Genomic DNA, 20,561 nt, shown 5'->3' with positions numbered 1-20,561 from the left:
GAATAGAAACCTTTAAACAAGACCTCTATCCGTGGTTTTAATAGTGATGTTATTCTCCTATAGTACCTATTAAAGGTAGTTTCTCCAATTTGCCACTATTTGCGTTGATAACGCCTAAAATGGCAAAGCCCAAAGGTACCCAGCTCAGAATACCCAAAAACCCTATTCCCACCATGGATAAAACAAATAAGAGTACGGATATCGCTATGGAAAGGATCCAAACTCTTAGGGATTGCTCTATATGAAATTGAACAAATGCATTTTTTTTGTTACTGTTTACTATAAAGGCGATAAGTAAGCCTATTACAAATAGGTAGCTTACCATTGCCATGGTCTTACCTTCATTTATTGTTTTTTGATCCATGTGTTCTCGTTTATTTTTTCAAAAAACAAAGTTAGTGAATATATTGATTGTTGCCTATAATCCCTAAGGCTCTTCCCCTCATTTTAATGTCTAGGAAGGCGCTGTTTTTTGAACTGGAAATGATGTCTTCTTCTGTAAAAGTAAATTCAATATCTGGGTCAAATAGGGTTAGTACGGCTTCCTCACCAATCTTAAGGATGGGCTGCGATATACCATAGCGTTCCCTACCTTTGGTGAGGAGTGCTATGGTGGTTTCCAAATCAAACAGTGTATTTAAAGCTCCAAATGCACTTTCCAAACCTATGGTGCCATTAGAGGCATTGTCAAATTCTATCCGTTTCAGTTCAATATCCAAGGGTCTGTGATCTGTGGTTACAAAATCGACCACCCCTTCTTTTAGCCCTTTAATCAATGCCTCCCTGTCCTTGTTGGTTCTAAGAGGGGGCATAACTTTATGCCTGGAATCGAAACTGGTTAATACCTCGTCCGTAAGGCAAAGGTTGTGTATGGCAACGCTACAACTAACGTCTAACCCCTTTTCCTTGGCTTCCGAAATAAGCTGTACGGATTTTTCCGTGGAAATGGTAGGTACGTGCAATTTTCCGCCTGTATATTCCAGGATAAATAAGTCCCTTGCCAGGTTTAGTTCCTCAGCCATATTGGGGATTCCCTTTAATCCCAGTTTAGTAGAAACTTCTCCCTCATTTACAATTCCTTTCCCTGCAATTTGCTTATCCATAGGGAAGCTATGTATTAGACCATTAAAATTATGGGCGTATTGCAAAGCCACCTTCATTAAATTAGGGTTGCCAATAGGGCGTTTATAGTCATAAAAACCAACGGCACCTGCACTCTTCATATCGTAAAGTTCGGCCAAACTTTCCCCATCAGATTGTGTGGTTAACGCCCCAAGTGGGTAAAGGTTTACCGCACTATCTTTGGCAGCAGTCTTTAAGAATACTATATCCGAACTACTATCGGGAATGGGAAGGGTGTTTGGGTTATGGATAATATCGGTAAATCCGCTTTTGGCAGCGGTAGACAGCCCGTTAGCGATAGTTTCGCGCTCTTCGTATCCTGGCTCTCCAAAACTAACGCCCGTGTCTAACCAGCCTATGGAAACATGTAGGTTATCATGCTCAATAACCTCTACCTTTTCCCGAATTTGCAAGGTAGGGGCAATATCTTTAATGGTACCATCTTTAATATGTATGTCCCACTTTTTTAAATGGTAGTCAGGGTTGGACGAATCTACTATTGTGGCGGATTTTAAGAGTATGTTCATTTTAAGTATTTTTGAATAAGAACTTCTATTAGGATAAATGCCAACGCAAAAATAACAAACCATTTCCAAAGCTCTTTTATGCCATGGTCACTTTCTAGTTGCTGAAACAAAGATTCCAATTGGTTGTTCACGGTGGTGGCAGCTAAGCTGCTAGGGTCCAAGTAATTTAAGGAACTTTCATTTCTAGGGTGATTAAAACTTAAGGTACCTATTTCTTTCCCAGCTGCGTTAATTTGAAAATTTCCGGCAATGGTTGGCAATTCCTCAAAAGTCAATACCGTTTTATTACTATAGGCTTGTTGGTAAGGGATAAATTCCATATTCTCCCCGGATACCTTTAAAACTCCGTCGCCCTCCAAAACTATAGGTATATCTACGATAGATTTTTGTCCAATTAGTTCATAAAATCTTGAAAGTTTTAAGCTATTCCACCCCATATTATAGAAGGTAGGCACCACTAAGGGCGACCGGATAAAATTGGAGTTTTCCAAGTTTAAGGGCGCCGTAAATAGGTAAATCCCCTTGTCTGCCACTAAAAAGGGGGCTCCATTGTCTAGGGTGAGTAGTGAAGGAAGGTTTGATTGAATTTTATAATACTTCTGCAGGCTTGGGTATTGGAAGTTGGTAACCTTTTCTTCAAAGACGTTATGGTACAAGGGGTGCTCCATGGAAATGCTGCTAACTTTCCGTTCTGCAGTATTTCCAGAAATAACATTGACATTCAAGCCCTTATTTAGCAGGGTATTGTAATTGGAAATATCGACATCCGAATGTGGGATTATTACCAGGCTTCCATTATCTGCAACGAACGGCAATAATGCATTTTGCAATGCGGTGGGAATACTTTTAAGTTCATTGAGAACAATGAGGTTCTGAGAGTTTAATATGCCATAATTCAAAGAGTTTAATTGAAAATCGGAATATTCAAATTGGTCTTCTCGGAAAATTCGGCCTAAAAAATTGGAAGGAGCCCCACTGATGGATATTATCTTGATCTTTTCTTTTTTGTGGATGTTAAAGAATAGCTGGTTGTCGTATTCTATGCCAGAATCAGTGATAACAACGCTTCCATTGATTTTTTCATTGGAGGGTAGCGTAAAGACTACCTTGCCCTTAAGGTCTTCGTTAAAGCTTGCCGATGTTTTTGCAATTAACCGATCCCCGTTGTATAAGGACACGGGAATGGGCTCTCTGTGATTACTGGAAGTGAGCTCACAGCTAAGCTCCAGGCTTTCTGGGAATACCTCTGTCACATATAGGGTGTCTATTGCTACATTGCGTAGATCTTTGGAAAGGGCCTGCACTAGATGTAATTTTAATCCTTGTAAGGTATCCAATCTTTGTGAGGGGGAATGGGTTTGGAAATCGGAAATTAAGACCAGTTCATTTTCAGGGCTAGGATCTTTTATAAGACTTTTTGCTTTTAATAAAATCTCATCCAAGGAGCTTTGTTTTCCCGTATAGGGTAAGGATAACAACTCATTTTTGATCTCGTTAATGTGTACATCCCTAAAGGTACGTTCGTTGGTAAAAAGGGTGATAGTGCGTGTGGGCGGCACAGATCTCAACAATTCCTGTACTTTGTTTTCCAAAAGTGTCCCCCTTTCGTCCGCAGCCTGCATGCTAAAGGAATTGTCTAAGTATATGATAAATTGCCCCTGTTTTAAGGCCGACTTACCCGGAAGGAAGGGTTGTGCAAAGGAAAGAATCAAAGCCGTGAGCAGTAAAAGTCGCGTAAACAACAACAGCCATTTTTTTAGCGAATTGCTCTTTCTGGATTCTGCTACTACCTTTTGTAGCAGCTTAACATTGGTAAAGGGGGTTTTGGTAAATCTACGTAATTGAAAGAGATGGATTAAAATAGGGATGACCAATAAGAAAAGAGACCAAAGGACTTCCGGATGTTTAAACAGCATTCCCAAATTTAATTTTTCAAATATAAGAAAGTTATTAAAGGTCGCTCCAAATTTTTCTATGATTTATAGGTGATGGGGTTCCAAATGATACTTTGTATTTAACATTGTGCAGGGATGTTTTATTCTGATGGATTTTAGCAAAAGAAATAATAATCTTTGGAAGGTATTTTACCCAAATCACTTAAGTAATCCCTAATAAATTCTTGTGCTTCCTTATTGGCGATAGTTACTATGATTTGTGCGTCTTTATAATTCTCCAAACACTTGTAGTGCTGCATCGTTTTTCCATAAATGACTTTTCCAATTTTATTTGAATTATTACATAACCAACCAAAGCTTATGTGGCGGCTAATCAATCTTTTGGCAATTCTCTTACCTTTTTTTCCTGCTCCCCAAAGCAAGAGTGGTCTTTCTTTATGGTGATCCAGTTTAAGGAAGTAGTGGAGTTTTAGGTGAAGGAAGCTGTTTTCTGCATAATGTTCATGGGTCCTAGAGGTACGTTGCTCATAATCTCGCCAATGATGTAAAATCTCGGAAGAGGCAATACATTTTATACCGTGCTGATAAAAGCGGAAGGCTAGGTCATAATCTTCGGGGTAACGATTGGGTGTAAAGGCCCCAACAAGATCTAGGTCTGTTTTATATACCATCCAGCAGGGGGATGGTATTACACATTCTTTATAAATCTCGGTATAATTGTCTGCCTGTTCCGTTAGGCTGTTTAACCATTTCTCATAACTTTTGTATCCTTTTCCAAGTTTTTTAGCCGAGAAGTATTTTACCTTTCCTAAGGCTAGGTGTCCTGGCCCAGTGTTTTCCAGGTTTTGGACCATTACCTCCAACTTATGGGAGGCCATCCTATCATCAGAATCCATTCTGGTGATCAATGTCCCTGTTGCCATGGAAAAAGCTGTTCTTAGGGCATCTATAATCCCATTCCCTTGGTTTTTATACACTTTAATTCGCGCGTCCCCTTGGGCATAGCTTGTCAAAATATGTAAGCAAGAATCGGTTGAATGGTCGTCTACCGCCAGCACTTCCCAATACGGGAAGGTCTGATCCAGTATGGATTGAATACATTGCGCTAAATAGGCTTCCGTGTTTTTAACGGGTATTAGTATGCTTACTTTATTCACCTGCATTTCATTGGCTTCAGTAGTGTGTGGTTCACTCAGTGGTTTTAAATTCTGATTTCAATTCATTGATGGCAGCCAACATGGCTTTAAAGGAGGCCTCTTGGGTGTTTGGATTAAGGTCCTGGGATTGATGGTAGTTTTTAATAAAATCGCTAGCAGATGACCAGACGGTTTGCATTACGCCCAAATATCGATTTTGCAATTGTGGGGTGGAATTTTGTTTAAATTGATGCATCATGGCTACTTGCGCCTTGGCCACAACTGGTTTTCGCCATGGGCAGCTTATAACATTAAAACCCTTAAGGGCAAATAGGGCAGGGGTTGGCAGTGCTTGCTCGTAGTGCCAATCGCAGATAACCACTGAGGTATCTATCATGTCTATCGCTCTAGCAGTATTGTTCATACTGGCTTCCCACATACCAATTCCCGAGGTGGCTCCATCAATGAGTCTATCTCCCCAAATCCACAGCTGAACTCCCTTGTCTTTAAGATGTGAGTTTATAGTGTTTACTTCTTTTGCAAATAGTGTAGCTGGATCTTTCCCTTTACATCTGGGGCAATGCTCATCGGCTATATAGAATACTTCGTCCATCCCTGCATGAAAAGCTTCGGCTTCAAAAACGGCTACAATTTCATCTACAAGATCAAAGACAATATCCTGTACTTCTGGATGTAAGGGACGATAACTCTTACAATAAAGTCCATCGTCATTGGGCCATTCATATTTTTCAGGAAGGTCTATATGAGGCGTCTCGTCTAGCTGAGGGTAAACTTCTAAAAGTTTGGAAATTTTTTCTGCCCAACTTTGGTGTCCCAAAAGATTTATTTGTGGGATTAGTTGTATGCCATGCTTTTTGGCCACGGCAACTATTTTTTTAACCTGACTTTTAGATAGTGGGGCATTACCTCTTAATTCTGGTCTAGACTCATAAGCATAGTTGTAATCTACCCTCAATACCATGGTGTTAATGCCGTTGGGCCCCAATTCCTTATCAATAAATCTTACAAATTCTTCAACACCATCGGAAGTAGGAGCGGCTATAAACAATCCTTTTACAGAAAAAATATCTTGGGACGAAGCCAGGTGGGTTCCTAGTAATAGAATGGTTAGTAAGACGTTTTTCATAGTATTTACCGTGTATATTTTTAGAGTTCCTATCATAATTTTTCAAGTAGATATAATTACAGGAAGATAAGAATAATTAACGGCAACTTTAAAAATAATCATCTCATATTTAACACTTTGGAAATTGCTTCTTCAACCAAAGGTTCCATCACTGCATAGCCTTGGGCGGTAGGGTGGACTTCATCATTGGCATATTTTTTTGGCAATCCGTTTCTTTCATCGGCCATTGCCGAGAAATAATCCAAATAATAAAACCCATTATTTTCTGCGTATTCTTTTAATAGCTTGTTTAATGCAGGTATTTTTTCATTTGGCTTTAATCCTGGACGCCAAGGATAATCGTAGGCCGGTAGTACCGATGAAATAATAACCTTTATACCGTTTGCATTGGCTAATTGAGCCATGGATTTAATATTATCCACTATCATTTCCAAACTAGCAGGGCCTGTATTACCAGCAATATCATTGGTGCCCGCTAATATCACCACAGCCTTAGGACCTAGGTCTATCACGTCCTGTCTAAATCTAATGAGCATCTGAGGCGTGGTCTGTCCGCTAATACCTCTATTGATATAGGGTTTTCCTTCAAAGAATTCTGGGCGAGAATTTAGCCATCCAATGGTAATGGAATTACCCATAAAAACCACCCTATTCTCATTTGCAGTAGGTGGGGAAAGGTTTTTGTTTTGTTCCGCAAAGTGTTGAAGTCCAGCCCAATCTTGAGCCAGGGTAGGCAGGGTGAAAAGCATTGCTAATGTAAAATAAATTGTGGCGGTAGATAAATTCCTCATATTTCTATGGTGTTGGTTATGGTGGTGCTATATCTCGGTTTTAGGTGCTTTTAGTATCCTAAAAAAGAATTAGACTAATAAGACTATCCCTATCGCTAATTATGCCTTTTTATCATTCGCAATAAATTGCCTTTCCTCCTCACTGTTTAAGGATAAATCTTGTACGACCTTTTTTTTATTTGGTCTAATTTTAAGCAAGTATAAAGCTAATGCGGCTGTAATTACTAGGTAAAAGATGTTGTTGTGTTTACTGTATGCAAAAATTCCAACAAGGGAAGCACCTTCCAACAACCCCATACGCAACACACTGGCTTTTAAATATACTTTAAATTTTTGGTTTAAGGAAGCTTCTCGCTTAATGGGGGAAAGCATTTTATTGAATACAAACTCTCCACCAAAATAAGCGAACATGGCTGTCAGGGGTACTAGGTAGATAAATATACCATCTTTAGCAGATACACCGGAGACAATTGTTGTTCCTTGCATATAGATAAATGATCCCAATATTAGGATCCCCAATAAAAAAAGCCCGTGAATAACGGAGAGTAATTTTAAGTCCTTCTTAGGAGACCATTGCTTTTTAGGCGGTTTGTTCATAGTTAAATAATATCAATTTATAGGGCTTAAAAATAGGCAATAATTATAAGCCAATGCAAGTACTTTAAGAGATCCCACACGTCGTAGGTTTATAGGCAGGCTGGGATGATGGCCTTTCACGGTGCCTGGGTTTTATTCGCAAATAAAACAAATAAGTGGGCATTATTGGATGGGCAAATAGTATTCTCAGCTATAAAAATAGTTTAGAACTTCTCAAACACCCCTAGTCCAAATAAGGCGAAATCGTATTTTACTGGGTCTGTGGGGTCTAGTTTACGCAGTTGCGTATCCAATTCCAATAAGGCTTTTGCATCGTTTTGTTTCCTTTGAATTAACCCCAGTTTTCTGGCTACATTACCCGAATGGACGTCCAAAGGACAGGATAATTGGGAGGGCTTTATAGTTTTCCATATCCCAAAATCTACCCCAGTGTCGTTATTTCGTACCATCCACCTCAGGAACATATTGATTCTTTTAGCCGCGGATCCCCTTAATGGGTCTGCAACGTGTTTAGTAGACCTTGGCTGGTGGGGTAGTTCAAAAAAGGTGGCTTTAAAATTGGAAATAGAGGTTTGAAGGGAGTGGGAATCACTGTGTTGGTGAAGAAGATGCTCCATCCCTCCATGATTTTTATAAATATTGTTTAAACTACGGATAAAATAGCTTAGATCTTCTCCGTTAAAAGTTCTATGCACAAAATTGTGAAACCTATCTAAATCTGCTTCCTGGTGACTCATAACAAAATCGTAGGGAGAGAAATCCAATAGCTCCATCATTTTTTCTGCATTCTTTATAATGCTCTTTCTATTGCCCCAAGCGATGGTTGCCGTTAAGAATCCGCTGATTTCTATATCTTCCTTTTTAGTAAATCTGTGGGGGATTTGTAAGGGATCGGTGTCTAGAAATTCCGGATTGTTATATTGTTGGGATTTAGCATCTAAAAATTCCTTTAATTCTTTCTTTGTCATTCTAAGGGGAGGTTTGCTAGTTTCATCATCAATATAGGCACAAGGAGTACCGCATTGTGGGAGGCATGTAAAATAATGGCCCAACCCAAGCCCATTTTAACACGAACATACCCCAAAAAAGAACCTAATATCAGTTGTGGGCCTATTAAAATTGGGGATAGGATTAGAATTTCCTTAAAAAGATCGAAATTCAACAGGTGTACATATCCAAATAATATAATGGATGCGTAATAGGTATATTTAAAATAAGTTTTTTCCCTAAACCAGCTTAATGGACCTCGAAATACGAGTTCTTCTAGTACCGGTGCCATAATAACGGCGAAAAATAATAGGGTAAGGGCAGAGGATTTCTCAAAGAAGTGTTGACTGGCATGTGGACCCAAGTCTAGCTTCAGTATTTCCGTAAGCCAACCAATAATCAAGCTCATAGACATCCCCAGCACTAACCCAAGAACCAATAGGTGGAGTAGTACTTTAAGCTTTAGATCCAAGGAGGCGTGGCGCCATTGAATGCCATCTGGGGATTTAATAAAACGCCATACTCTTTTAAGCATGGCTATTTGGTTATGGATCCATCTACCATGGTCAACTTTCTATCGGCCATATTGGCGAGTTCCTCATTGTGGGTTACTATTACAAAGGTCTGCCCAAACTTATCCCTTAGGTCGAAAAACAATTTGTGGAGGTTATCCGCGCTTTCAGAATCTAGGTTTCCACTTGGTTCGTCGGCAAAAATAACTGCGGGATCATTTACCAGTGCCCTAGCTACCGCAACCCGTTGTTGTTCCCCACCTGAGAGTTCATTGGGCTTGTGGTGCAATCTATGGGATAACCCAAGGAACTTTAGAAGTTCGGTTGCTTTTTCTTCGGCCTCCTGTTTTTTGGTGCCTTTGATAAAAGCAGGTATACATACATTCTCCAGGGCTGTAAACTCTGGCAAGAGTTGATGAAATTGAAAAATAAATCCGATATGGTTGTTTCGAAATTTGGCCAAAGCCTTCTCTGATAGTTTATTTACTGCCTGACCATTGATCAGAAGATCACTTTCATTTTTATTACTTTGTACATCCAAAGTGCCCAAAATTTGTAATAAGGTGGTCTTACCAGCCCCAGAAGGGCCAACAATAGAAATTACTTCCCCCTTTTCTATGTGGAGTTCTACCTCTTTTAGTACCTGAAGGTTTCCGTAGAATTTATTTATGTTCGTAGCTCTGATCATCCTATATAAATATGGTTCTAAACTAAACATTCCCCTTGCAACTGCAAAACCTAGTTGGGTCTAGGGGACTGAAGCTTTGAAAAATCAAAATTAAGGGAAAATAAAGGAGGGTGTATTAAAAATATAATAAAATGGACTTTCATTTCCATTTGATCATTTTTCAAGGTTGGGAGGCTAGGTAGATCTAATAATTCTAAATCGGTTTCCAAGGTATTTGATTATTATATGACAATTTTACTTTAACTTAACCATGGAAAAATGAAATAATCAATACCTTAAGTGGGTTTCCTAGATAGGGGATTGACTTTACAATGAACTTAAAATAGAATAGTACGGGTATGGGACCATATAAAAATTTAGAGGAATATAACCTGGAGATTACCGATGAGGTAAAAATGCGTTATAGGTCTATAATAACGGAAATAGGAGAAGATGTAGAAAGGGAAGGTTTATTAAAAACGCCAGAAAGGGCAGCAAAAGCAATGTTGTTTTTAACCCAAGGGTATAAGCAGGATGCCGTAGAAATATTGGAAGGGGCCATTTTTAAGGAGTCTTATGACGATATGGTTATTATAAAGGATATAGAACTCTATTCCTTGTGCGAGCACCATATGCTGCCTTTTTTTGGAAAAGCCCATATTGCTTATATCCCAGACGGACAGATAGTAGGGCTAAGTAAAATTCCCAGAGTGGTAGATATTTTTGCTAGGCGCTTACAAGTGCAAGAGCGACTAACTCACGATATTCTTGAATGTTTAAATGACACCCTTAAACCCAAAGGGGTAGCGGTGGTTATAGAAGCATCGCATATGTGTATGATGATGCGGGGCATACAGAAACAAAACTCGGTAACTACTACTTCCGGATTTAGGGGGCAATTTGAGAAAATAGAGACTAGAAGCGAATTTTTAAAACTGATCAGTTCAGACCTATCCTAATCTCATTGAATAGAATGCCTTTACGGTAGGCACACAATTTATTACACCAATCTTATTTATTAAGCATGTCGATTTCTAAGAACCAAAAATTTAAAAACCTTTATTTAGGGTTGCTTTTTGATGCTATAGGGATGATTTCCTATGTAATCCCCGGAATAGGAGAGTTTTCCGATATAATTTGGGCCCCAATTGCGGGTTGGTTGATGACTAGAATGTATAAGGGAAGCATGGGCAAGGCAGCCGGATTAGTCGCATTTTTGGAAGAAATAACCCCCGGTTTGGATATTATTCCTTCTTTCACCCTAATGTGGTGTTATACCTACCTATTTAATGCTTCTAAAGTAGACAACTTCATTCAATCAAATAAATAGCGCTTTATCATAAAGAGGAAGCCATTCTACTAGTTAGGGTAGTCAGAAACACCTGTCCTAAAGTTTAGTTATAGGGTTGCCTAAACTCTATATTATTATATACATTTACCGATTGCAGTGGATGGGTAGTGCGGTAAACCAACACCTTTGTAGTAAACGAATATGGTCTGGTGATATTTCTAAAGAATTTCTTATTGCACTATCTTGCCTTTACAATTTTATATTAGTAGTATCTTATGAAGAGAAGACATTTTGTTAAAAGAACGGCCTTAGGGTCTTTGGCTGGATTATTGGGCGCCGAAATTGTTTTCGGTGCTAATATGCCAGAAAATTATGATTTGTTGGGTTTACAGGATCCGGATCCATTTAAATTATTTGGTAAGGACAAGGAGATGAAGGTGTTAAACAGCAATCCATGGAACATGGAGGCGCTTGCACACCAGTTGGATGACAGGGTTACTCCCAATCCTTATATATTTGTACGTAACAACGGTAAGGTTCCCGAAAACATTAACGAGAAAGAATGGACCCTTACTTTTGATGGCGAGTCGGTTAAGGAAGAGAAAACCTTTACCTTGGAAGAGTTGAAAACCAAATTTAAACAATATACCTATCAGCTCACCTTAGAGTGTGGTGGTAATGGGAGACGGGAATTTGATCCGCCTGCGAAAGGAAATCAGTGGGATATTGGTGCGGTGTTTTGTGCCAATTGGACTGGTGTTAGGTTAGGGGATGTCTTGGACGCAGTAGGGATAAAAAGCGATGCGGTGTATATAGGATACCATGGAATAGATCAGCACCTAAGTGGCGATCCTACTAAGGCCTCCATTTCCAGAGGGGTGCCGATGGCCAAGGCCTATCAAGACGAAACCTTGTTGGCCTTCCAAATGAACGGAAAAGATATTCCCTTGGTACATGGGTTCCCATTGCGATTGGTTTGTGGTGGATGGCCCGCATCTGCCTCCGGAAAATGGGTGAATAGGATAAGTGTAAGAAACAAGGTGCACGATGGGGAAAAAATGATGGGGACGGCTTATAGAGTACCTTGTAATCCTCTAGCACCGGGAGAAAAGGTTAAGGATGAGGATATGTGTATTATAGAATCCATGCCCGTTAAATCCTTAATTACCTATCCTAAAACTGGGGCGCAATTGGCAGAGGGAAAGAAACTTACTATAAGGGGACATGCTTGGGCAGGCGAGCTAGAGGTGACTAAAGTTTACTATTCCATTGATTTTGGTGTTACCTGGTCCGAATGTAATCTGGAAAAACCTGTAAATAGATTGGCTTGGCAACATTTTAATGCAAGTATAGATTTCCCTAAAAAAGGTTATTATGAAGTATGGGCCCGTGCCGTTGATGCCAATGGGGACAGCCAGCCTATGCTAGTGCCAGGGTGGAACCCTAAGGGGTATTTGAACAATGCATGCCATAGAATTGCTGTGAAAATTGTATAAATGAAGAAGCAAGACGAATTTAGGGAAAAAGTCATGGCTATTTACAAGGTGCTAATAGTATCTTGTATCATGGTATTTCTTATAGGGGTTTTAGGGGTTATTTATATGGTATCTCCCAACTCCTTTTCATTTGAATCCAACAAGCCTACTACTAAAATGGTTAGTGTTGATGAGGAGGACGATTGGGATAAAATTGAAAATGGTATTCATATAAGAACCGGTTTAAAGGACGCCGAAGGACTAATGGCCGTGGTTAATAATTGTACTAACTGCCACTCTGCCCAATTGGTGATGGAAAATAGGATGAACGAGGAAAGGTGGATCCAGACCATAAGATGGATGCAGGAAACACAGAACCTCTGGGACCTAGGGAAAAATGAAAAAATTATTGTGGATTATTTGGTTACCAATTACCCGATAATAAATAAGGGTAGGAGGGAGAATCTCAACGAAATAGAGTGGTACTCCCTGGATGAATAAATAATTAAGGGATTATGTTTTTTGAAAAATATATAAATGCCTTTACTTCCTCATTTTTCGGGATGGTAAATTGGACCTGGAGGTCCATTACTTTTGATGTGCCTTGGTATACCAATTATTTCTGGGGCCTTATAGTGATTTCCCTCATCGTATGGGGGTTAGAAATTGTTTTCCCATGGCGTAAAAATCAGAAGATTTTTAGAAAGGATTTTTGGCTAGACGGATTTTATATGTTCTTTAATTTCTTCCTTTTTGCCATTGCAATTAGCGGATTTTATAAGGTATTGGAGGTGTTATTCAGTGATTTGGGCATTAAAACTAGCAGCTTAACCATTTTAGATTTGTCTTCCTTGCCCAATTGGTTGCAATTGGTGTTGTTTTTTCTGGTATTAGATCTTGTACAATGGTACACGCATATGCTACTCCATAAACATCCCTTTTTATGGCAGTTCCATAAGATACATCACAGTGTGAAGGAAATGGGATTTGCGGCGCACCTGCGCTTCCATTGGATGGAAAATGTATTATACAAGCCTTTAAAGACCTTTGGTGTAATGATTTTAGGAGGGTTTGAACCAGAGCAAGCCTATTTGGTCCATTTTTTTGCGATTACCATTGGGCATCTTAACCATGCCAATATTAAAATAACCTATGGGCCTTTAAAGTATTTGCTAAATAACCCCGTAATGCACTTATATCATCATGCTTACGAGTTGCCAGAAGGCAAAAAGAATGGGGTTAATTATGGTATAAGTTTAAGTGTCTGGGATTATATTTTTAAGACCAATTATATTCCTGAAGATAGTGGGAAACTTCCCTTGGGCTTTAAAGGGGATGAAGAAATTCCGAAGTCATTTTTTAAACAATTAACCTACGGCTTGCGTAAGAGCATTCTAAGTTAAAAACAAATTTTTAAGCAGCTAATTTAACAAAAGGTTCTTCTCTTTTTGCCACGGCAAAAATCCTTAATACCAATTTGTTGGCAACTGCATTTATTACGCTCATGTGGTGTTTGCCTTCTTTTGTCTTTCGATTGTAATATGCCTTCAATTGGGGATCGTGCTGTACAGCGCTAATAGCGCCTTTGGTTAAAATAGCCTTCAAAGTTTTATCTCTCATAAAGTGAGTTCTTGTTTTACCTCTTATACTGCTTCCAGACTGATGGGGAAAAGGTGCTAGGCCGCAGTGACAACTGAATTTTCTCGGGTTGTCGAACTTAGTGAAGTTATCAGTTTCCACTATGCATTTTGAAGCGATGACCGGACCTACCCCGATAATTCTGGTCACTTTCTTATAACTACTTTTTAAGTCATGGTCTGCCTCAATGATCTTTTGCATTTCACTATCAATTTTTTTAATGCTTTTTTGAAGGAACCTATAATGCTTTCTTTCTTCTTTGATTAACATTTTCACATCAAGGGTCCGATTTAATATCTCATTGGCTTTTAAGCTATTCTGCACTTGGACCGACATCTTTACATAACGTTCCCTTGCAGTAATAAGAGCTTTCAGCGTCCTCAGGTTTTTTGACGGTAGCTGGTAAGGTGTCAATTTGTGATTTTTTACTATGGCGTATTCTGCAATGCGATAAGCGTCTTTTGCATCACTTTTTCCTCTCTGAATACCCAATGATTTTTTAAGATCCAAGGGGGTTATTAGGTAAAAAACAAATCCCTTTTTACTTAGACAGTTTATCAGGGCAGAGCCGTAATGGCCAGTGTGCTCCAAAGCAAACACCGTTGTGTTCCTGTCAAATTCTTCAAGCCAATTTGAAATGACACGGGAATTATTATCAAGCACACCTTTGAATTTTACTTGCACATTTTCTTTGTCAAGGCCACAATAGTCTAAAGTGTCCTTCGAAATGTCGATTCCTGTAACTAGATTTTTCATAACTTTGTTTTGGCTATTAAAAACCTGAAGAACCAAAAGGTCTGTGTACTAACGCTATTAATAAGCCTTTAAGCTTAACATTCTAAATGGTACCCAAAACCTAAGAAGGGAAAGGACTGATGCTCAGGTTAAATCTAAAGTTTAAGAGCCGAAATAGTTCACCTTTTCCTTCTGGTTTTTCAGAAATTTAATATGATTAAATTTCCTCTAAATATACGATGCTAAACTAATAGCAAGCCGTAGGTACTGTTATTTAAGGAAAGAATTTTAAAAAAGAACAGTAGCTCCTAGGGTTATTGATCTTCCCATATTAAATATTCCATCGGGCTTTAAACGAGATAGATGGGCAATGTATTTTTTGTCCAGTATATTGTTGGCGCTGAGGTTAAAATTTACCTGTTTTTTCACAATTGAGACCTCACCACCAAATCCGGCGCTTAATAGGGAGTAACCTGGTGATACGGTTTCATTATCGGCCACTCTATTTTGTTGAAAGGTGTTGTTTAAGGTAATAAAGGCGTTGGACTTCTTTAACCAAGAATCATTATTGGAAAACTCCACCCTAAGGGTGTTGATTAGGGTATTAGCTGGAATCAGGGGAAGTTTGGCTCCTTCGTTTAATTCTCCTAATACCGTCTGGTAGCTACTTTCTACATGTAACCAATCATAAGGGTGTGGGTGAAAATGAAAACCAATTTCTCCTCCATATAGGGTGGCGTCTTGCTGAAGATACCTATAGACAGATCTACCATTAAGAGAAGTCCCATCTGGTGCAATAAATATATAATTCTTAACCCTATTGTGAAAACCGTTTACAAATAATTCCACATGCTCATTTTTAAACTCCAAGGCTAGGTCTAATTGAATATTCTGCTCATTTTTTAAATCAGCATTCCCAATTTCGAACCTGTTGGCCCCAGCATGGCCACCGTAGGAGGTAAGTTCAGCTAAATTGGGGGCCCTAAAACCTGTCGCGATATTAAAACGACCGGTGAGCGACTCGGAAATATTGTTTTTATACCCAAACGCACCATTAAAGCTGTTAAAGCTACGATTGATAGCTGCAATATGTCCTTCTTCCCCCATTTGTCCGTAAGGGCTGCTTTCTATCCTTCTGCGGTCAAACCGAATTCCGAATTGGAAATCGTTGTTTCTATTAACATGATAGTGAGTGGTTCCCAAAATGCCAAAATCTTGGGTGGTTGCATCCGGAATCAAGACTTCTTCTCCGTAATTGGTATTGGTCTGATAAATTCCTTGTACCCCTAGAATAGTTTCAAATTTTTTCCATCTAGGAAGTTGGTATTGTACGTTATAGCTAAAAGTTTTAAGGTCCATATTAAGGGCTGCTTCCGTATGCTCTTCCTCCTCATGGCCATGTTCTTCTTCCTCGTGACCATGTTCCTCACCTTCATGATGGTGGTGTTCTTCAAACTCTTTCCTACCATTTCCAACATATCCCAACGTAACATCCAAACTAGAGTTCTCAAAGAATATTTTGGTCTTGGAGCTAAGAATATGGCTGTTTATTTCCTGAAGCGGCATTTCTGGCGTTCTTGAGGTGGTTTGTAGGCCAATGGCTTCCGGGATCCCTAGATCTGATTCGTTATAGTTATACCTAACTTCCGTTCTAAAAATAGTGTTCTGAAAACCCAGTCCCATTTTTAAATCCTTCTCGTTAAATCGGGTATTGGTTACTCTAACTCCATCACCCCCGGTATAATCTATGTGACTATTGGCAGCGACCCTTGCAAGGAATCTCAATTTTTCACCAGAAGACTTAATGCCCGCGCCGGTGGTAAATCCCCTCGTATTGGTGTTGTAGTTAAAGTTTGCCTCACCTTCCGTACTTTGAGCAGGAGCAAATCTTTCAGGATTTAAATATAGTACTCCTCCCATGGCATCGGAACCATAGAGTAGGGAAGCGGGACCTTTTATGACTTCAACACTTTCTATGCCCGCTTCATTTACGCCCAAGCCGTGTTCTGCCCCAAATTGCTGATTTTCTAGACGTATTCCTTGGGTGTATACCAAAACCCTATTGGAGGTGAGTCCTCTAATGACAGGTTTTCCAATACCTACGCCGGTAGAGACTACATCTACCCCGGGAATTTTTCCAATACCTTCTACCAAAGTAGGGGCTCCTGTAGATTTTAATGCTGCTACTTTAGCATATTCTACCTTCATCACATTGTCGCGTTGAAGTTTGTGAAATGGGGTAGAGACAATAACTTCATCCATTTCAATGGCACTGGGGGCGAGGGCTATATCAAAGGTGTTTTCCCCAGGTTTAATAGTGATGTTTTGGGAGAATGTTTGAAAGCCAATGTAGGAAGCCACCAATTTATAGGTGCCAAGTGGCAAATTATTCAACTTATACTCGCCATTTACAGTGGTAATCCCTCCTTTTTCCAAATCGGGGAAATAAACAGATACTTGCTCCAAGGGTTCATTGGTAGCTTTTTCGATTATCTGTCCTCCCAAAGAATTCTGGGAATGCATGCTAAAGACTGCCATGGCGCAGAGGATGGATAATAATGTTTTTCTCATGTTTAGAATGTTGTTTTTTGGTATTTAAATCGTTGCCAAGCGTATTGTATGTCCGTTGAATACGATATGCTTAATACACTAATTGACAATAAGGGTATCACCCGTATTGGGGTGAAGTTTTTATAATTATTTAATTTTTGGATTTAAGTTGTATTGGTATTCCACCAAACCATAGCAATCACAAATAGGCTTAGGTACTACTTACTATAAAATAATTGGTCCCTAGGAGAGTTGATTGCCACAACCAAGTACATAACAGTTGGCTTATAGAACCTTACCCTTAATGGAAGCTTAGTGAATTAGGAAGGAAGCTTATTAAAAGGTATTCTCCCGCCTAAATAAATGTTGCCTCTGGCATTAAGGAATTGCTATGAGTATGGAAATGTGGAGGTGGACTAAGCCAAAGCCGGTGGTCCTCTTTCAGAAAAGTGTAGTTTTTGATATTTACTTAAAAACTGGTAATAATCGGTGACATTCTCAGTTTTAAATGTCCAGCTATTATCATTCAGCTCAACATACTCTGGAGTAATAAAATGTGAAATGTTGTATTTATAGAACTCACATTCAACTTCTATTTCATGGTAGTGTAACTTACCTTTTTCCTTACACACAAAATTGTGGTGCTCCAATAATGCGTGTTTTGCCTTTAGAGTTCCGGGCAAGGCAAATAGCGCCACCATTAGGATGGAGAAAAAAGATAAGATATGTTCTCGGAGGTTCATCACAGCTCAAATCTATCCTTATACTTACACAAGGGGTGTTAAAGAAAGTATAATTTATTTAAAAATGAACCCAAGGCCCATTCTACTGAGCATCTTTTTCTCAAATTCCCAGAAAAATTTAAATTGCCCAAAGAGCCACCCGTATATAACCAGAAGGATTTGGTAAAAAGGGAAGATTAAAATAATCCTAAAGAAAAGATAGATGAGACCTCCCCATAGAAATTCGGGGGAAAAGCTATCGCGCTGTAAACCTACAAAATTCAAAAAGGGCTTTGCTATAAAAACCGCAGAGGAGCCAGTAATTGAGAAAACCACAAAGATTATTGCCAATTGAAAATTAGAGGTTACTCCCCATCGTTCTTTTAACTTCTTCATACATTTCGTTAATCGATGGCAAATATAAGTTTTTAAATGCGGGGAACAAAGGGGCCTAGACGCTGATTGTATTTACGCTGAAAATATATAAAGTAATTATACAGCTTATAATTTACCTCATAGCCGTAGTCAATACTGGGATTATAATCTATCTGTGCTTCGTATAGATTGGGATTATAGGTGAAAGGTTGAGTAACGCGTATGTTCCATTCGGTTACATAAATTTGATTTCTATTTTCTAGAAATGATTGAGAGTAATAACCTTCGGGTTTGGCGACGCTTTGTAACCAGAAATCGAACCCCGGTTCTATAATTAGAATCTCATACTCGGTCTCATCACTGGCAATTGCAACGGTATCTGCTTCCGTCTGCGAGAAGGCCATTTTCTCTTCCTCAGAGGCTGCCACTATTTGTTTGGTCCCTCCACATCCAATAAGAAAAGATGAGAGCAACAAAGATAGTAACATGATATAAGCTAGTATTCTTCCCATACCTTTAAGATACAAAAAGCTAGTTTATATTACAAATAGCTATATTTAAATTATGTTAAAGTGGTTATTTGCCAAAGAGTCCGCCTAGCATTCCGCCAATTCCGCCCTTCTTTTTATCGCCACCCAAGACCATGCCAGCAACATCGTCTAGCACACTGCCATCTCCATCGGCATCCAAGAGGGAGGTAATAAGGCTTTTGTTCTGATCTGGCTGTCCGCCTAACATGCTTCCCAAGAGGGTGTTTAGCCCTCCAGCATCCTTAACATCGCCTTGTTTTTTTTGCTGTCCTATGTATGCCATGACAAGGGGAGCTGCAATTTTTAATATTTGCGCTACAGCTTCTGTATTTAAGCCTGATTTTTGACTTAGGGTGTTTTCTACAACTGTCTTTTTTCCACCAAAGACGTGATCTAAAATGCCTTCTCCATCCTTAATAACGGATGAATCTACGCCTCCACTAAATAACCCTCCTAAATTGTTTAGCATGCTCCCATCGTGTTTATTATCGGATAATGCACTTAATAGGCTGGCTGCACCTTGAGGAGAGGACGCATTCTTTTTCATTCCACCTAAGAGGAGTGGCATTGCCATACTTAAAACTTCGGCTGTTTTGTTTTCTGGTTGCCCTGTGTGGTTAGCTACACCGTTAACCAATTGCTTACCCATGGGGCTACTTAGTAAATTTAATATTCCTGACATTTTGTATTATTTTATTTTGTGATAACTGCTTAGCACAAGGTACAAAAAAATCAGTTTTAAATGGTGCTATCGTCACCTAATAGAAAGGTAGGTCCAGGCTAAATTCCATGGATCGTAGTTTAGCCTGGAACCTATTAGGGATCCCCCTATTAATTGTGCAGTGAAATAATCTGTGATGCCAATTCACGTCCAATCCGCTCTTGTGCTTCCGAAGTTGCTGCGCCTATGTGTGGTGTAAGCGATATGTCTGGATGCATTAGGATTCTTACTTCGGGCATGGGCTCGGATTCAAAAACATCCAATCCGGCAAAGGCTACCTTACCGCTTTCCAATGCGTCTACTAAAGCTACCTCGTCTAACACCCCTCCACGGGCAGCATTCACGATTCCCACGCCATTCTTCATCATTTCAAATTCTTTTTTGCCAATGAGGTACGATTTCTGGGCGGGTACATGTAGGCTTATGAAGTGAGAATTTTTAAGGAGGTCTTCAAAAGTTGTTCCCGCTAGTTCAAATTCTATGGACCTTCCATCAAAAAAAGGAATGTTAACCGTTGCCTTGTCTAATTTTGGATCTACAAATAAAACTTTCATCCCTAATCCTAGGGCTATTTTGGCCGTTTCTTGGCCCACCCTTCCAAAACCGATAATTCCTAGGGTCTTATTGCGGAGTTCCACTCCCTTGGCATAGGCCTTCTTTAATTTGCTGAAATTGCTATCGCCTTCCAAGGGCATATTTCTATTTGCGTCATGTAAAAAACGAACTCCACTAAATAGATGGGCAAAAACCAGTTCTGCTACAGAGGAAGAAGATGCAGCTGGGGTGTTAATTACATGTATGCCTTTAGATTTCGCATACTCTACCTCAATATTATCCATACCTACTCCTGCACGTCCTATAATCTTAAGGCTAGGACAGTTATCTATTACTTCCTTGGTTACTTGGGTGGCGCTTCTTACCACCAATACCGTAATCTCATTTTCATTGATGTAGGGAATAAGCTGCTCTTGCGCCACGCGAATGGACATTACTTGGAATCCTGCGTTTTCCAATTCGCTTTTTCCATTTTCTGATATTCCGTCGTTTGCCAGTATTTTCATATTTCTATTTCTTATCCCCGCTCTCCAACATGCGAGAGGGTATTTTGGGGGTTATCTCTTTTTTTTGATTGTTAAGCTTTTT

The 20,561-nt window shown here is 39.4% G+C and carries 22 protein-coding genes; 5 read left to right on the top strand and 17 right to left on the bottom strand.

Annotated features, from left to right (window positions below):
• Positions 1-49: 49 nt before the first annotated feature.
• From F1E73_RS01850 to F1E73_RS01805, 10 genes are all read right to left on the bottom strand, one after another.
• Positions 50-364: a DUF4870 domain-containing protein gene (locus F1E73_RS01850; protein WP_086476845.1), complete on the bottom strand. Its 315-nt coding sequence runs from the start codon at positions 362-364 to the stop codon at positions 50-52.
• A 31-nt stretch (positions 365-395) separates the two neighbouring features.
• On the bottom strand, positions 396-1,649 hold the full coding sequence (locus tag F1E73_RS01845) for a dihydroorotase (RefSeq protein WP_150450952.1): 1,254 nt from the start codon (positions 1,647-1,649) through the stop codon (positions 396-398).
• Positions 1,646-3,565 (bottom strand): BatA domain-containing protein, encoded by a 1,920-nt coding sequence (locus F1E73_RS01840; protein WP_150450951.1) that lies wholly within the window; start codon positions 3,563-3,565, stop codon positions 1,646-1,648. Before F1E73_RS01840 ends, F1E73_RS01845 begins: the two co-directional genes overlap by 4 nt.
• Positions 3,566-3,699: 134 nt before the next feature.
• Positions 3,700-4,707, bottom strand: coding sequence for a glycosyltransferase family 2 protein (locus F1E73_RS01835; RefSeq protein WP_086476864.1), 1,008 nt, complete (start codon positions 4,705-4,707; stop codon positions 3,700-3,702).
• Between the two features lie 25 nt (positions 4,708-4,732).
• The gene (locus tag F1E73_RS01830) at positions 4,733-5,827 is read right to left on the bottom strand and encodes a family 20 glycosylhydrolase (protein WP_150450950.1); all 1,095 of its coding nucleotides are present in this window, start codon (positions 5,825-5,827) and stop codon (positions 4,733-4,735) included.
• Between the two features lie 98 nt (positions 5,828-5,925).
• A complete protein-coding gene (locus F1E73_RS01825) occupies positions 5,926-6,618 on the bottom strand; it encodes an SGNH/GDSL hydrolase family protein (protein WP_150450949.1) in 693 nt (230 codons plus the stop codon).
• A 99-nt stretch (positions 6,619-6,717) separates the two neighbouring features.
• Positions 6,718-7,215 carry a hypothetical protein gene (locus F1E73_RS01820; RefSeq protein ID WP_086476841.1) on the bottom strand — a complete coding sequence of 166 codons (498 nt, stop codon included), beginning with the start codon at positions 7,213-7,215 and terminating at the stop codon, positions 6,718-6,720.
• A gap of 203 nt (positions 7,216-7,418) precedes the next feature.
• The gene (locus F1E73_RS01815; RefSeq protein ID WP_150450948.1) at positions 7,419-8,183 is read right to left on the bottom strand and encodes a TIGR02757 family protein; all 765 of its coding nucleotides are present in this window, start codon (positions 8,181-8,183) and stop codon (positions 7,419-7,421) included.
• Complete coding sequence (locus tag F1E73_RS01810) at positions 8,180-8,737, bottom strand: CPBP family intramembrane glutamic endopeptidase (RefSeq protein ID WP_150450947.1); 558 nt, start codon at positions 8,735-8,737, stop codon at positions 8,180-8,182. The genes F1E73_RS01815 and F1E73_RS01810 overlap by 4 nt, the downstream gene beginning before the upstream one ends.
• A 2-nt stretch (positions 8,738-8,739) precedes the next feature.
• The gene (locus tag F1E73_RS01805) at positions 8,740-9,402 is read right to left on the bottom strand and encodes an ABC transporter ATP-binding protein (protein ID WP_086476838.1); all 663 of its coding nucleotides are present in this window, start codon (positions 9,400-9,402) and stop codon (positions 8,740-8,742) included.
• A 338-nt stretch (positions 9,403-9,740) separates the two neighbouring features.
• Here F1E73_RS01805 and folE point away from each other — a divergent pair, with 338 nt between their 5' ends.
• From folE to F1E73_RS01780, 5 genes are all read left to right on the top strand, one after another.
• Complete coding sequence (gene folE, locus F1E73_RS01800; RefSeq protein ID WP_086476837.1) at positions 9,741-10,340, top strand: GTP cyclohydrolase I FolE; 600 nt, start codon at positions 9,741-9,743, stop codon at positions 10,338-10,340.
• A 65-nt stretch (positions 10,341-10,405) separates the two neighbouring features.
• Positions 10,406-10,711, top strand: coding sequence for a hypothetical protein (locus F1E73_RS01795; RefSeq protein ID WP_086476836.1), 306 nt, complete (start codon positions 10,406-10,408; stop codon positions 10,709-10,711).
• A gap of 236 nt (positions 10,712-10,947) precedes the next feature.
• On the top strand, positions 10,948-12,168 hold the full coding sequence (locus tag F1E73_RS01790) for a sulfite oxidase (RefSeq protein ID WP_150450946.1): 1,221 nt from the start codon (positions 10,948-10,950) through the stop codon (positions 12,166-12,168).
• On the top strand, positions 12,169-12,648 hold the full coding sequence (locus F1E73_RS01785; RefSeq protein ID WP_086476834.1) for a monoheme cytochrome C: 480 nt from the start codon (positions 12,169-12,171) through the stop codon (positions 12,646-12,648).
• Positions 12,649-12,662: 14 nt separating this feature from the next.
• On the top strand, positions 12,663-13,550 hold the full coding sequence (locus F1E73_RS01780) for a sterol desaturase family protein (protein WP_150450945.1): 888 nt from the start codon (positions 12,663-12,665) through the stop codon (positions 13,548-13,550).
• Positions 13,551-13,560: 10 nt separating this feature from the next.
• Here the strand turns inward: F1E73_RS01780 and F1E73_RS01775 are convergent, their stop codons facing one another.
• The 7 genes from F1E73_RS01775 to F1E73_RS01745 form a co-directional block, all read right to left on the bottom strand.
• A complete protein-coding gene (locus F1E73_RS01775; RefSeq protein ID WP_150450944.1) occupies positions 13,561-14,541 on the bottom strand; it encodes an IS110 family RNA-guided transposase in 981 nt (326 codons plus the stop codon).
• Between the two features lie 267 nt (positions 14,542-14,808).
• A complete protein-coding gene (locus tag F1E73_RS01770; RefSeq protein WP_150450943.1) occupies positions 14,809-17,091 on the bottom strand; it encodes a TonB-dependent receptor in 2,283 nt (760 codons plus the stop codon).
• A 395-nt stretch (positions 17,092-17,486) separates the two neighbouring features.
• Complete coding sequence (locus tag F1E73_RS01765; protein WP_086476831.1) at positions 17,487-17,813, bottom strand: hypothetical protein; 327 nt, start codon at positions 17,811-17,813, stop codon at positions 17,487-17,489.
• Between the two features lie 54 nt (positions 17,814-17,867).
• Positions 17,868-18,188 (bottom strand): DUF6787 family protein, encoded by a 321-nt coding sequence (locus F1E73_RS01760; protein ID WP_086476830.1) that lies wholly within the window; start codon positions 18,186-18,188, stop codon positions 17,868-17,870.
• A gap of 32 nt (positions 18,189-18,220) precedes the next feature.
• Positions 18,221-18,679, bottom strand: a complete 459-nt coding sequence (locus tag F1E73_RS01755; protein WP_176328475.1) for a DUF6146 family protein — start codon at positions 18,677-18,679, stop codon at positions 18,221-18,223.
• A gap of 64 nt (positions 18,680-18,743) precedes the next feature.
• Positions 18,744-19,379, bottom strand: coding sequence for a DUF937 domain-containing protein (locus tag F1E73_RS01750; RefSeq protein WP_150450942.1), 636 nt, complete (start codon positions 19,377-19,379; stop codon positions 18,744-18,746).
• A gap of 149 nt (positions 19,380-19,528) precedes the next feature.
• Positions 19,529-20,479: a D-2-hydroxyacid dehydrogenase gene (locus tag F1E73_RS01745; protein WP_086476828.1), complete on the bottom strand. Its 951-nt coding sequence runs from the start codon at positions 20,477-20,479 to the stop codon at positions 19,529-19,531.
• Positions 20,480-20,561: the final 82 nt, after the last annotated feature.

Origin of the sequence: Arenibacter lacus, assembly GCF_008711145.1 — a bacterium.
In the GTDB taxonomy this organism is placed as follows: Bacteria; Bacteroidota; Bacteroidia; order Flavobacteriales; family Flavobacteriaceae; genus Arenibacter; species Arenibacter amylolyticus.
The sequence above is the reverse complement of the archived record's forward strand: the minus strand, read 5'-3'. Positions and strand labels throughout refer to the sequence as shown.

Coding starts and splice junctions, on each gene's coding strand:
- F1E73_RS01845 (WP_150450952.1), bottom strand. CDS start 1,649: ATGAACATACTCTTAAAATCCGCCACAATAGTAGATTCGTCCAACCCT.
- F1E73_RS01830 (WP_150450950.1), bottom strand. CDS start 5,827: ATGAAAAACGTCTTACTAACCATTCTATTACTAGGAACCCACCTGGCT.
- F1E73_RS01850 (WP_086476845.1), bottom strand. CDS start 364: ATGGATCAAAAAACAATAAATGAAGGTAAGACCATGGCAATGGTAAGC.
- F1E73_RS01785 (WP_086476834.1), top strand. CDS start 12,169: ATGAAGAAGCAAGACGAATTTAGGGAAAAAGTCATGGCTATTTACAAG.
- F1E73_RS01755 (WP_176328475.1), bottom strand. CDS start 18,679: ATGGGAAGAATACTAGCTTATATCATGTTACTATCTTTGTTGCTCTCA.
- F1E73_RS01835 (WP_086476864.1), bottom strand. CDS start 4,707: ATGCAGGTGAATAAAGTAAGCATACTAATACCCGTTAAAAACACGGAA.
- F1E73_RS01825 (WP_150450949.1), bottom strand. CDS start 6,618: ATGAGGAATTTATCTACCGCCACAATTTATTTTACATTAGCAATGCTT.
- F1E73_RS01815 (WP_150450948.1), bottom strand. CDS start 8,183: ATGACAAAGAAAGAATTAAAGGAATTTTTAGATGCTAAATCCCAACAA.
- F1E73_RS01805 (WP_086476838.1), bottom strand. CDS start 9,402: ATGATCAGAGCTACGAACATAAATAAATTCTACGGAAACCTTCAGGTA.
- F1E73_RS01775 (WP_150450944.1), bottom strand. CDS start 14,541: ATGAAAAATCTAGTTACAGGAATCGACATTTCGAAGGACACTTTAGAC.
- F1E73_RS01750 (WP_150450942.1), bottom strand. CDS start 19,379: ATGTCAGGAATATTAAATTTACTAAGTAGCCCCATGGGTAAGCAATTG.
- F1E73_RS01795 (WP_086476836.1), top strand. CDS start 10,406: ATGTCGATTTCTAAGAACCAAAAATTTAAAAACCTTTATTTAGGGTTG.
- F1E73_RS01840 (WP_150450951.1), bottom strand. CDS start 3,565: ATGCTGTTTAAACATCCGGAAGTCCTTTGGTCTCTTTTCTTATTGGTC.
- F1E73_RS01810 (WP_150450947.1), bottom strand. CDS start 8,737: ATGCTTAAAAGAGTATGGCGTTTTATTAAATCCCCAGATGGCATTCAA.
- F1E73_RS01820 (WP_086476841.1), bottom strand. CDS start 7,215: ATGAACAAACCGCCTAAAAAGCAATGGTCTCCTAAGAAGGACTTAAAA.
- F1E73_RS01760 (WP_086476830.1), bottom strand. CDS start 18,188: ATGAAGAAGTTAAAAGAACGATGGGGAGTAACCTCTAATTTTCAATTG.
- folE (WP_086476837.1), top strand. CDS start 9,741: ATGGGACCATATAAAAATTTAGAGGAATATAACCTGGAGATTACCGAT.
- F1E73_RS01745 (WP_086476828.1), bottom strand. CDS start 20,479: ATGAAAATACTGGCAAACGACGGAATATCAGAAAATGGAAAAAGCGAA.
- F1E73_RS01780 (WP_150450945.1), top strand. CDS start 12,663: ATGTTTTTTGAAAAATATATAAATGCCTTTACTTCCTCATTTTTCGGG.
- F1E73_RS01770 (WP_150450943.1), bottom strand. CDS start 17,091: ATGAGAAAAACATTATTATCCATCCTCTGCGCCATGGCAGTCTTTAGC.
- F1E73_RS01765 (WP_086476831.1), bottom strand. CDS start 17,813: ATGAACCTCCGAGAACATATCTTATCTTTTTTCTCCATCCTAATGGTG.
- F1E73_RS01790 (WP_150450946.1), top strand. CDS start 10,948: ATGAAGAGAAGACATTTTGTTAAAAGAACGGCCTTAGGGTCTTTGGCT.